Origin of the sequence: Arthrobacter sp. R4 (assembly GCF_051365025.1) — a bacterium.
Lineage (GTDB): Bacteria > Actinomycetota > Actinomycetes > Actinomycetales > Micrococcaceae > Arthrobacter.
Window position 1 is genome coordinate 1 of sequence record NZ_JBLWIJ010000043.1, and the last position, 11,637, is coordinate 11,637.

Annotated in this window: 12 protein-coding genes; 5 read left to right on the forward strand and 7 right to left on the reverse strand. The window is 65.4% G+C overall.

From position 1 onward, the window contains the following. A partial coding sequence (locus ACLKOZ_RS21110; protein ID WP_436478094.1) for a Gfo/Idh/MocA family protein occupies positions 1 to 661 on the reverse strand: 661 nt, incomplete at its 3' end. Positions 662 to 1,004: 343 nt separating this feature from the next. Between ACLKOZ_RS21110 and ACLKOZ_RS21115 the strand changes: the two genes are divergently transcribed. After that, on the forward strand, positions 1,005 to 2,039 hold the full coding sequence (locus ACLKOZ_RS21115) for a LacI family DNA-binding transcriptional regulator (RefSeq protein WP_436478096.1): 1,035 nt from the start codon (positions 1,005 to 1,007) through the stop codon (positions 2,037 to 2,039). A 6-nt stretch (positions 2,040 to 2,045) separates the two neighbouring features. Here ACLKOZ_RS21115 and ACLKOZ_RS21120 read toward each other — a convergent pair whose 3' ends face one another. Continuing rightward, positions 2,046 to 2,735, reverse strand: coding sequence for a FadR/GntR family transcriptional regulator (locus tag ACLKOZ_RS21120; RefSeq protein ID WP_436478098.1), 690 nt, complete (start codon positions 2,733 to 2,735; stop codon positions 2,046 to 2,048). 114 nt (positions 2,736 to 2,849) lie between these two features. Between ACLKOZ_RS21120 and ACLKOZ_RS21125 the strand changes: the two genes are divergently transcribed. Beyond that, positions 2,850 to 4,184 carry an alpha-hydroxy acid oxidase gene (locus tag ACLKOZ_RS21125; protein ID WP_436478100.1) on the forward strand — a complete coding sequence of 445 codons (1,335 nt, stop codon included), beginning with the start codon at positions 2,850 to 2,852 and terminating at the stop codon, positions 4,182 to 4,184. An 84-nt stretch (positions 4,185 to 4,268) separates the two neighbouring features. Here the strand turns inward: ACLKOZ_RS21125 and ACLKOZ_RS21130 are convergent, their stop codons facing one another. Then, a complete protein-coding gene (locus tag ACLKOZ_RS21130) occupies positions 4,269 to 4,814 on the reverse strand; it encodes an ArsR/SmtB family transcription factor (protein ID WP_436478102.1) in 546 nt (181 codons plus the stop codon). A 155-nt stretch (positions 4,815 to 4,969) separates the two neighbouring features. Here ACLKOZ_RS21130 and ACLKOZ_RS21135 point away from each other — a divergent pair, with 155 nt between their 5' ends. After that, positions 4,970 to 5,473: a hypothetical protein gene (locus ACLKOZ_RS21135; RefSeq protein ID WP_436478174.1), complete on the forward strand. Its 504-nt coding sequence runs from the start codon at positions 4,970 to 4,972 to the stop codon at positions 5,471 to 5,473. 12 nt (positions 5,474 to 5,485) lie between these two features. On the opposite strand, the gene ACLKOZ_RS21140 is transcribed toward ACLKOZ_RS21135, so the two are convergent. Further along, positions 5,486 to 6,697 (reverse strand): acetoin utilization protein AcuC, encoded by a 1,212-nt coding sequence (locus ACLKOZ_RS21140; protein ID WP_436478104.1) that lies wholly within the window; start codon positions 6,695 to 6,697, stop codon positions 5,486 to 5,488. A 104-nt stretch (positions 6,698 to 6,801) separates the two neighbouring features. Between ACLKOZ_RS21140 and ACLKOZ_RS21145 the strand changes: the two genes are divergently transcribed. Both ACLKOZ_RS21145 and ACLKOZ_RS21150 read left to right on the forward strand, forming a co-directional pair. Beyond that, positions 6,802 to 8,235 (forward strand): TrkH family potassium uptake protein, encoded by a 1,434-nt coding sequence (locus tag ACLKOZ_RS21145; RefSeq protein WP_436478106.1) that lies wholly within the window; start codon positions 6,802 to 6,804, stop codon positions 8,233 to 8,235. Further along, entirely contained in the window at positions 8,228 to 8,914 is a 687-nt protein-coding gene (locus ACLKOZ_RS21150) for a potassium channel family protein (RefSeq protein WP_310167996.1), read from the forward strand. Before ACLKOZ_RS21145 ends, ACLKOZ_RS21150 begins: the two co-directional genes overlap by 8 nt. Before the next feature lie 55 nt (positions 8,915 to 8,969). On the opposite strand, the gene proC is transcribed toward ACLKOZ_RS21150, so the two are convergent. From proC to ACLKOZ_RS21165, 3 genes are all read right to left on the reverse strand, one after another. Next, the gene (gene proC, locus ACLKOZ_RS21155) at positions 8,970 to 9,803 is read right to left on the reverse strand and encodes a pyrroline-5-carboxylate reductase (RefSeq protein ID WP_436478108.1); all 834 of its coding nucleotides are present in this window, start codon (positions 9,801 to 9,803) and stop codon (positions 8,970 to 8,972) included. 304 nt (positions 9,804 to 10,107) lie between these two features. Continuing rightward, entirely contained in the window at positions 10,108 to 11,124 is a 1,017-nt protein-coding gene (locus tag ACLKOZ_RS21160; protein WP_436478110.1) for a Ppx/GppA phosphatase family protein, read from the reverse strand. Between the two features lie 53 nt (positions 11,125 to 11,177). Continuing rightward, a complete protein-coding gene (locus tag ACLKOZ_RS21165; RefSeq protein ID WP_337346000.1) occupies positions 11,178 to 11,630 on the reverse strand; it encodes an SseB family protein in 453 nt (150 codons plus the stop codon). Positions 11,631 to 11,637 lie beyond the last annotated feature (7 nt).

An 11,637-nucleotide genomic window follows, 5' to 3' on the forward strand; every position in this document is an offset into this window, starting at 1 on the left:
TCTTCTTCTCCCGGTGCCAGCGGCGGAAGTAGTCCGCGCCGTGGACCGTGTCCAGGACCCAGCTGAAGTCAATGGAGGTGACCTTGCCGATCACGCCGCTCTGGATGATCTCCTTCAGGGCGCTGTTGCGCGGTGAGTAACGGTAGTTGAACGTGACCACCACGTTCCGGCCCGTCTCCTCCACGGCTTTGGTGATCCTGCGGCAGCCTTCGGCGTCGATGGTCAGGGGCTTTTCGACGACGACGTCGGCGCCCGCCTCGAGTGCCTCCACGATGTAGTCCGCGTGGGTGTAGTCCGGCGTGGTCACTACCACGCGGTCGATGTTGTTGGCCTGGATGAAAGCGGTCAGCCCCGCGGGATCGAAGGAGGCAACCGGCCCCGGTGCACCGAGTTCCTGGATGAGCTTCTGGTAGAACTCCACCCGGCCGGGGTTGACGTCGGAGAACGCTACGAGTTCCGCGGTGTCCGAGTGCTTGCCAAAGATCGCGCGGATATACATCTCGGAGCGGCCACCGGTGCCGATCAGGGCAATGCGCGCCTTGGTTCCCACACCGGGCTCCTGGGCAAGTGGCTCCCCGGCAAGTGATTCCTGGGCGGCGACGGCGGCGGTGCCGGACAGCGGGGCGGCGGTAGCAGAACTCGATTCGGCTGTGTTGACCATGAGGGTCCCTTTCAAAGGCTCAATACCCGGCCGGAGGCCGGCCGTTCGTGTGACGCAGTGTGCCGCTTGCTGGACAGTACCGAGAAAGCGTTTTCTCAGAAGCGTTATATGATTTGTACCAAGAGCAACCCGCTTACGTCAACCATTATCCTCCCTACGGGAAAGCGTTTTCTAGGTGGCAGCCCCGTTCGGCGCCTCCGCGGCTTTCCCGGATCGTCCAGCTCAGCAGAGAAATCGCTTTCCGGATGCGTTATATGCTTTTTCTGACGACACCGCCATCTGCCGGAAACATCGCCCGCCCTCGGGCGGCAGAATGGCCCGAGGGACCTACGAAAGGCAGACCATGGTCAGGAGATCGGCAACCGGCAGGATCGGCATCGCGGATGTTGCCGTCAAGGCCGGCGTTTCGCATGCCACGGTTTCGCGGGTGATGAACGGCAACTTCACCGTCGACCCGGAGATTGCAGCCCGCGTGCGGGCCGCAGCAGCGGAACTGAAGTACCAGCCAAACCCGGTCGGCCGCAGTCTTGCCCTGGGAAAGACGGACACCATTGGCATAGTGGTCCCGGACCTCGCCAACCCCACGTTCCAGGCCATCCTGCGCGGGCTCAGCCGAGCCGCGGCACAGGACGGCTACCGCGTCCTGATCGCTGATTCCTTCGAAGTCTCCAGCGAGGAAGCAATCCTGGCCGGAGAGGCCCGACGTCGGTGTGACGGCCTGGTGCTGTGCGCGCCGCGCATGAGCGACGCCGAACTGGAGGAGTTAGTGCCTTCGCTGCACCCGCTGGTGCTGATCAACAGGACTACGGCCGCCGCAGGCGTTCCCAGCCTGGTGGTGGACTACGGGCAGGGCGTCCAGGACCTCGCCGGGCACCTGGTGGAACTCGGCCATACGCGCCTGGCGTTCCTTGCGGGTCCGCCGCGCAGCGCATCCAACGGGCTCAGGCTCCAGGGCCTGGAAGCCTTTAAGGCCGCCCATCCCCATGTGGAGGTCCTGATGCTCGAAGGCGGCTCCGACTTCGATACCGGGCACGGAGCAGTTGACGCCGTGCTGGAAAGCGGCGCCACGGGCATTCTGGCGTTCAACGACCTCGTTGCCATGGGTCTCATGAGCGGACTCCACGAGCGCGGAGTGGACGTGCCCGGCGATATCTCGGTCACGGGCTTCGACGACATCCCGTTCGCCCGGTACACCACCCCCACCCTCACCACCGCCGCAGTGCCCATCACCGAGCTTGGCCAGCACGCCTGGCAGCAGATGCGTGCGCTCATCCGCAAGGAAGAAAACGACGCGCCGGGCAGCCGCTACCAGCCGCGGCTTGAAATCCGGGCCAGCAGCGGGCCGGCCAAAGCTCCACGCACCGCAGCGCACGGCTGAGGTAGTTTAGGAGCGCCTGACCCCGGCTTCGCGGTAGTAGCCCTCGATATGGGCAGCCACAAGCTTTGCCGCCCGTTCGCCGTCGTTATTCCGGATAGCATCCAGGATTTCGCGATGCTCCGTCCGCAGCCGCTTCGCAGTGGCATCCCAGTCAGGCAGGTTGCCCGTGAGCTGTGACGCGTAGCCAGTAATGGATTCGCGCAGGGAACCCATCATGGCGCTGACCACTGCGTTACCTGCGGCATCGGCCAGGGCAAGGTGGAAGCGGACGTCCAGGGCGAGGAAGTCATCCACGGCCATGCCGTCGACATCCATTTCCTCCAGGAGGCGGGCCGCCCCGGTAAGCTCCGGAGATTCCGGGTGGGCATGTGATGCAGCCCAGGATTCCAGCAGGACACGGGTCTGGACAATGTCGGATACCGGCAGGTGCTGCGTGGCCACGTGAAGCCGAAGAGCCGAGCCGAGTGCCGCCGTCGGATCCGAGATCACCACGGTGCCGGCCTCCGGACCGGAACCGACGCCGGCGCGGACTACGCCCATGGCCTCCAGGATGCGGATCGCCTCGCGCACCGAGGTGCGGGAGACCTGCAGCTGCTCGGCGAGGGTCCGTTCAGCGGGCAGCCGCCCGCCCACGGCCAGTTTGCCTTCGGAGAGCTGGCCCTCGATCCAGTGCAGGACAAGCTGGTGGGTACGCATACCGCCATCCTACTTGATGTGGTTGGACCACATGCCCTAGAGTGTGGTTAGACCACACGCGCGTGACCATGAATGCATGTCCGCGAGCTGTCCGGCCCACCAACGGAGGAAGCCATGACCCACACGATCCAGCCGAACAATCCCGAGACCACCCCCGCCCCGGACGCCACCGATACCCCGGCTGCATCCACACCTCGTCCCGCAGCACCGTCGGCTGTACCGGCAGCACTGAAGCGCCGTATTCCGAAATACTCGGACCTGGCGCCGCTGATGCAGTTCAAGAAGCCCGAGTTCAGCAAGGAAGCCCGGCTCAAGCGCGCCAGCACTATCTGGGAACTGCGCGACATCGCCAAACGCCGCACCCCGCAGGCGCCCTTCGACTACACCGACGGTGCCGCCGAAGCCGAGATCACCCTGCGCCGCGCCCGCGAAGCTTTCCTGGACATCGAGTTCCGGCCCGGCATCCTGCGGAACGTCTCCAGGATCGACCTGAGCACCGAAATCCTGGGCAAGTCCTCCCGGCTTCCCGTAGGCATCGCCCCCACCGGCTTCACCCGCATGATGCAGTCCGAAGGCGAATACGCGGGCTCCCAGGCAGCAGAAGCCGCCGGCATCCCCTACACTCTTTCCACCATGGGCACGGCCTCCATCGAGGACGTGGCCGCCGCCGCCCCGAACGGCCGCAACTGGTTCCAGCTGTACCTGTGGACGGACCGTGACCGCTCGCTGGAACTGCTCGAGCGCGCCGCCAAGGCGGGCAACGACACACTCATGGTCACCGTGGATACCGCCGTCGCCGGCGCCCGCCTGCGCGACGTCCGCAACGGCATGACCATCCCACCGGCACTGACAATCAAGACGGTCCTGGACGCGTCCTACCGCCCCGCCTGGTGGTTCAACTTCCTCACGCATGAGCCGCTGACCTTCGCCTCACTGTCCCGCTACACCGGCACTGTGGCGGACCTCATCAACTCGATGTTCGACCCCACCCTGACATTCGAGGACCTGGACTGGCTGCGTGAGACCTGGAAGGGCAAACTCGTGGTCAAGGGCATCCAGACCGTTGAGGACGCCCGCAAGGTGGTGGACCACGGCGCCGACGGCGTGGTGCTCTCCAACCATGGCGGCCGCCAGCTGGACCGCGCGCCCATCCCGTTCCACCTGCTGCCCGGCGTGAAGGAAGCCTTCACGAAGGACAACTCGGATGCGGCCATCATGCTGGACACCGGCATCATGAGCGGTGCGGACATCATCGCGGCCCTGGCCCTGGGCGCGGACTTCACGTTGATCGGCCGGGCGTACCTTTACGGCCTGATGGCCGGCGGCCGGGCCGGCGTGGACCGTGCCCTCCAGATCCTGGAGAAGGACATGGCCCGCACCATGGCCCTGCTGGGTGTCAGCAAGATCTCGGAGCTGACCCCAGACCACGTGCGCCTGCTCAACAAGTAGCCCTCCCGCCCAACTAGGTAGCAGCAGGTGTCGTTTTGAGCCCTCATAACGACATCTGCTGCTACCTAGTTGGGGTTGAAGGGGCTACTTCTTGCGGCCGAACTTCGGGAGGTTCGGCAGGTTTGCCAGCAGGTCGGCGGCCTTGGTGGCGGCGCGGCCCACAGTCCGGCCGATCTGCTGCGGGACGGTGTCGTCGCTGAGCGGGGCTGCGGTACCGCCCGGAATGACGACGGCGGGGCTCAGCTCGGCGTCCTCGCGCGCCAGGACAGCCGCCACGGCTTCATTGTCCGGCACCGGTGTAGCGGCAGCATGCTGTTTGCCGGCTTCCGAAGCCGGCACCTCAGGCGATTTTGAAGCGGCGGCTGCCGGACCGATGTTGAACGTTTCCAGCCAGCTGACGATTCCCTCAAGGGGCTTGGGGTTCAGCGCGTAATAACGCTTCTGGCCCTGCGCGCGCATGCTGACAAGCTGGGCCTCACGGAGGACCTTCAGGTGCTTGGAAATGGTGGGCTGGCTCGCGTCCAGTTCCTCCACCAACTCCCCTACGGCCTTATCCCCGGCACGCAAGGATACGAGGATGTCGCGCCGGGTTGCTTCCGCAATGACGGCAAATACGTCGTCTGTCACCATGCCTCCCACCCTAGCGACATATACGCCGGAAGGCATCAACTATTTCGGCCCGTATCCGAACGCCATTGCCCAAGCTCCCATGCGGTGCTACAACGGTTCCACGGTTGCCCCCGACCAAACAGGGGCAGCCGCTCAGGGATGAGGAGTGGGTGGCTATGGATTTCCTGCGCCAGCAGCTGTTCAACATCATCGCGTTTGTTTTTCTGGGCCTCTTTGTGGCGGTTTGGGGCACCGTTTTGCTGCGCGTCGGGTTCTGGATACCGGACGGCAGGACCGTGGCACCGCCCCTGAATGGAGCGCTGGTCACGGCAGCCGGCGTGCTGGCCACGTCGCTGAGTTCGCTGACGGCGTCGGCGCTGGGATTCACCATCGCCGAAGTCCGCCGCGACGAGCGCGAGCAGGAAGCCCGACGGCCTTCGGGACCCGGGGCTCCCGGCGGCGCCATGGCCTTCAATCCGTCCGAAGTCACCGCCCGGCTGTCCGGACGGATCGTCGCAGCCGTTGTGGTCTACCTCGCGGTGGGACTGCTGGTCCTGCTGCTCTGGCTGATCAAGGGAACGGCGTCCACGGACCTGATCGGGGCATTCGCGCTGTCGCTGCTCGGCTGGCTGATCGGCGCCGCCGGCGTGGTTTTCCAGACGGAGAAGCCAACTACCTGACCAAAGCCGGCGTCAGTCGAACCAGGGGTCCAGGCCGTGCAGCGGGAAAACGGCCTTGCGGGTGGCCATGACCGAGCGGTCCACGGCGTCGTTGGGATCGAATCCTACTTCCCAGGAACGCCACCAGACTTCCACGTCATCCCCCATGAGTCCCGGCGTTGCGGCGCCGAACTTCTCATCAACATAAGTGCGCCAGTCCTCCGGCACGGGCGTCCGCAGCGGCACCGGACGGCCGGCGGCGATGGCGATCAGGTGGCTCCAGGACCGGGGCACCACATCCGTGACGTTGTACCCACCGCCGCCGGTGGCGATCCAGCGGTTGCCGCAGTAGCGCGCGGCGAGATTTCCGACGGCGGTCGCGGCCTCGCGCTGGCCGTCCACGCTGAGGTTGAGGTGGGTCAGCGGATCCGTGCGGTGCGAATCGCAACCGTGCTGGCTCACGATCACTTCGGGTTCGAAGGCCCCCACCAGTTGTGGCACAACGGCATGGAACGCCCGCAGCCAACCGGCGTCTCCGGTGCCTGAGGGCAGCGCAACGTTGACGGCGCTCCCCTCCGCTTGCGGGCCGCCGACCTCGTTCGCGAAGCCGGTTCCCGGGAACAGCGTGAGTCCGCTTTCGTGAAGCGAGATGGTGAGCACCCGGGGGTCGTCCCAGAAGATGCTTTCCGTCCCGTCACCATGGTGGGCATCGACGTCGATATATGCCACGCGCCGGATCCCGCCGTCGAGCAGCCTTTGGACGGCAAGGGCTGAGTCGTTATAGATGCAGAAGCCGCTCGCCCGGTCGCGGGCGGCGTGGTGCAGGCCGCCACCGAAGTTCACCGCGTGAAGCGAGGATCCGTCCAGGATGGCCGTTGCCGCGAGCAGCGAGCCGCCAGCCAAACGCGCAGCAGCCTCGTGCATGCCCGCAAAGGCGGGATCGTCCTCGGTGCCCAGTCCCCTGGATTCGTCCGGCAAGGATGGATCGTCACTGACCCTGTGCACGGCCGCCACGAAGTCCGGGGCGTGGACGGTCTCCAGCTCGGCGTCGGACGCCACTTCCGGGGCCGCCACCGAAACGTGCGGGAGGTCCAGCAAGCCCAGGCTCCGCGCCAGGCGGGCGGTCAGGTCCATCCGTTCGGGAGCCATGGGGTGCCCCGGGCCAAAGTTGTAGGCGGTCATGGCGGAATTCCACACCACCGTCGTTGGCGGCGCGGGCTGGCTAAGACCGGGCAGGTATGTCATCAATCACAGGCTACCTGAGCATGCCGCCCCTCCAGCCCGGCCATTACGCGAGCTTTAGTGGTTTACTACTGGAGGAAACAGTTTCAACCGAGGAAAAGCAACCCATGACGCAACGCCAGTCGAGGCCCCGGAACCCGGCCAGCTGGCACCCCGCCACACCGGAGCGCGAAGGCCTCTGGATCTTCACCCAGCTGCGCGACTTCATTGACGACATCGCCAACACCTCCCCTGCCCGGCTTGCCCTGAGCGCGTTCGCGGCTGTCTGCCTGGTCTTCACGTTCCTCCTGTCACTGCCCATCTCCTCAGCCACCGGCTCGGCCACCCCGTTGCATCAGGCCATGTTCACCGCGGTGTCAGCCGTGTGCGTCACCGGACTGACGGTGGTTTCGACGGCGGTGCACTGGTCCTTCTTCGGCCAACTGGTCATCTTGGTGGGCATCTTCGTGGGCGGCCTGGGAACACTGACCCTCGCCTCGCTGCTGGCCCTGATGGTGAGCAAGAAGCTGGGTGTCCGGGGAAAGCTGATCGCCCAGGAAGCCATGAACAACGCCGGCCGCCTGGGCGAGGTGGGTACGCTGCTTCGGATCGTCATTACTACCTCGGTGGTGATCGAGGGTGTCCTTGCCCTGGCGCTGATTCCCAGGTTCATGACACTCGGTGAACCGTTCTGGCAGTCGGTGTGGCACGGCATCTTCTACGCGATCTCTTCCTTCAACAACGCGGGCTTCACCCCGCACTCGGACGGCATCGTTCCCTACGAGACGGATCTGTGGATCCTGGTTCCCCTGATGCTTGGCGTCTTCCTGGGCAGCCTGGGATTCCCCGTGGTGATGGTGCTGCAGCAGAACGGGCTCAACTGGAAGAAATGGAACCTGCACACCAAGCTGACCATCCAGGTGTCCTTTATCCTGCTGGCCGCCGGAACCGTGCTGTGGGGTCTGATGGAGTGGGACAACGCCCGGACCATCGGCCACATGGACCTCGGCGACAAGATCACGCACTCGCTGTTCGCTTCCGTCATGACCAGGTCCGGCGGCTTCAACCTCGTGGACCAGAACCACATGGAGTCCACCACCATGCTGCTGACGGACGCGCTGATGTTCGCCGGCGGCGGCTCGGCCTCCACGGCTGGCGGCATTAAGGTCACCACGATCGCCGTGATGTTCCTTGCCATCATCGCCGAGGCCCGCGGCGACGCCGACGTCAAGGTCTACGGGCGGACCATCCCCCAGGGCACCATGCGGGTGGCCATCTCGGTGATCGTCGCCGGCGCGACGCTGGTGTCGGTCTCCGCGTTCCTGCTCCTGCAGATCAGCGGAGCATCCCTGGACCGAGTGCTGTTCGAGACCATTTCAGCCTTCGCCACCGTGGGGCTGAGCACCAACCTCAGTGCCGAGCTGCCGCCGTCGGGCGTTTATGTCCTGACTGCCCTGATGTTCGCAGGCCGCGTGGGCACCGTTACGCTTGCAGCTGGCCTGGCCCTGCGCCAGCGCAGCCAGCTGTACCACTACCCGGAAGAGAGGCCCATCATTGGCTAATTCCTCAGGCGCGCCCAACCGGCCCGCGCACAACGCTCCGGTCCTGGTGATCGGCCTGGGCCGCTTCGGCTCCTCCACGGCCGAGCAGCTGGTCAAGCAGGGCCGCGAAGTGCTCGCCATTGAACGCGACCGCAGCCTGGTCCAGAAATGGGCGCCGCTGCTCACGCACGTGGTGGAGGCTGACGCGACCAACATCGATGCGCTGCGGCAGCTGGGCGCGCAGGAGTTCAGCTCTGCCGTGGTGGGTGTGGGAACGTCCATCGAGTCCTCGGTGCTGATCACCGTGAACCTGGTGGACCTGGGCATCGAGCACCTGTGGGTCAAGGCGATCACGCCCTCGCACGGCAAGATCCTTACCAGGATCGGCGCCAACCACGTGATCTACCCCGAGGCCGACGCCGGCGTCCGCGCCGCGCACCTGGTCTCCGGCCGGATGCTGGACTTCATCGAGTTCGACGACGACTTCGCCATCGTCAAGATGTACCCGCCGCGCGAAACAGTCGGCTTCACCCTGGATGAGTCCAAGGTCCGGTCCAAGTATGGGGTCACGATCGTTGGCGTGAAGTCGCCGGGCGAGGACTTCACCTATGCCCGGCCTGAGACCAAGGTTTCCGCCCGCGACATGCTGATCGTGTCCGGCCACGTGGACCTGCTGGAACGGTTCGCCGCGCGGCCTTAATCCCCAACCGCTCACTATCCTCGCAAGCTCGGCTAGGGAACCCTGCGGGTGGGGACTAGCTGAGTTGTCTGGTGATCTCCGCGGCGCGGTCCGCGGCTGCGCGGGCACCGGCGGCGATGATTTCCGGAATGCCGCGCTCGTCAAAAGTGGCAATGGCACGTTCGGTGGTGCCGTTGGGGCTGGTCACAGACTTACGCAGGGCTGAGGGATCAGCGCCAGGCTCGGCAAGCATAAAACCGGCGCCTGCCACGGTCTCCCGGGCCAGCAGCAAGGACAGCTCCGGATCCAGGCCCAGCTCCACCCCGGCAGCGGCCATGGCTTCGGCCAGGTAGAAAGCATACGCAGGGCCGGAGCCGCTGATCGCCGACAATGCATCCACCTGCTCCTCGGGCACCTCTACAACGGTGCCGGCCGGCTTGAGGATCTCCTTAGCCAGCTGGAGCTGCTCTGGTGAGCAGTTGGTTCCCGCGGACACCGACACCACACCGCGCCCCAACTTGGCAGGAACGTTGGGCATGGTCCGGATGACCGGCTGCCCCGCAGGCAGCGCCGCTTCCAGCTGCGCCAGGGATACGCCGGCTGCCACGCTGACCACGATGGTCTGTGGCGACAGCGAGCCGCTGATCTCCCGTGCGAGGTCGGCGATGCCCACCGGCTTGGTGCCCAGGATAACGACGTCGGACCTCTTCGCAGCCTGCTTGTTGTTCTCCGGTTCCTCTTCGCCGGCGATGGCGGTGATTCCATGGTGGCGGGCCGCCAGTTCGGCCGCCCGTTCAGCCCGCCGGACGGTGGCCACAATGTCGGCGGGGTCGGTGCCGCCGTCAATCAGGCCACCCAGGATGGCTTCGTTCATGGACCCACAGCCAAGGAATGCGATTCGGTTGCTCATGGATCCATCATTGCAGTTCGAGCCCTGCGCTGCCGAAACTCCAAGTGAACGGACGACGGCGGAACTCGCCCTCGGCGATTCACAGGCGGCTCCCATGTTCGGCGCAGGAACTTCACAAGTTGGCGCCCTAACGTAGTTATTACCTCATTGAGGGTGCGAGTGATGCGGCAAGCATGGGGATGTTTGCCCGAGGCACCGGTGGTCCGCAGCAGGTTTTCCCCCATTTTCCTGCTGCGGGCGCCGGTGCTTTCGCGTTAAGCGGCGTTCAAGCCCTAAGTCGTCTGCCTGGGGCGCCAGAGCACACTCAGAGGGGCACAGCTGCCTGCGGATCCCCGATGTACGGGGCTCCTACCTGGGGCGCGCTGACGTGCGGTGCCGGCTCCAGCGGCCCGGCAAACACCAGCTGGTCCAGCCGCCGCAGGATCAGACCTTCACGCAAGGCCCACGGGCAGATCCGAATCTTCTTGAATTTGAACAGTTCCAGCGCGGCCTCCGCCACGAGCGCCCCGGCGAGCAACTGGTTGGCCCGGGCCTCGGAGACGCCAGGCAGGTGCAGCCGGTCCTCGGTTTTCATGGCCGAGATGCGCTGCGCCCAGACGCCAAGGTCCGTCCCGTTGAGTTCGCGTTTGACGTAGGGGCCGGCGATGCTGGGCGCCGCACCGGCAATCCTGGCCAGTGACCGGAAGGTCTTGGATGTCCCCGCGACGAGATTGGCACGCCCCAGTCCGTCGAACTGGCGGACCGCTGGCTTGAGGGTTGCACGGATGTACCGGCGCAGTTCCTTCACGCTCTTGGCCGACGGCGGATCCTCAGCCAGCCAATCCCGCGTAAGCCTGCTGGCCCCCAAGGGTACGGAGGTGGCCATCTCCGGCAGCTCATCCTGACCGAAGGCCATTTCGAAGGAGCCACCGCCGATGTCAAGGTTCAGGATTGGTCCGGCTCCCCAGCCGTACCAGCGGCGGACAGCGAAAAACGTCATGGACGCCTCTTCACTGCCCGTCAGTTCCTCCAGGGTCACTGTGGTTTCGTGCTTGACCCGGGCCAGTACTTCCGGGCCGTTGGTGGCTTCGCGGATGGCCGACGTACAAAAGGCCAGCAGGTCCTCGGCCTTGTGCTTGGCCGCAAACTCCCAGGCTTCCAGCACAAACTCGGTCAGTTCGTGCTGGCCGGCATCGGTGATGTTGCCATTGGCATCCAGGTACTGGACCAGGGAGAGCGGCCGCTTGTGCGAAGCAAAAGGTACGGGGCGCGCGCCGGGGTGTGCGTCGACCAAAAGGAGGTGGACAGTGTTGGACCCGATATCGAGGACGCCTAGCCGCATCCTGCCATTATTCACCCGCACTGCCCGTCGGTTATAAACGGCGCGGGAACATGTCAGTTGGCGCTGGGATCCGCCGGGGCGCCGTCCGGGAGCTCATCGGCCCGCTTGAAGTCGCGCTTGATGTTGGCCACACCCTCGGGGTTGATCTCGAAGCCGAATGCAGCGCCGGGGTTGATGACCATTCCCAGTTCCTCGCCGATGTTGGCGATGATGGCCGCGCCCTGGGTTCCGAGGATATTCGGGGCCGCAGCCAGGTACTGCTCGTCTACCCTGCTGGGGTGGGAGAAGACCGCCAGGACGGGGTCGCCGTCGGCATTGGCCAGCACGAGGGGCTCCACCTGGGAATCCTCTCCTTCGATGCCCTCGGTGCTGACAACGTAGACCTCGCTGTTGAGGAACGACAGGATAACGTCCACCGGGCTGGCCTCGGGCTGTCCGCCCTGGGCGAGCTTCTCTTCGAGGTCGTTCAGGGGCGTGGTGTCGGCGGTGCCGGGCTGTTCAGTCATGTATCTA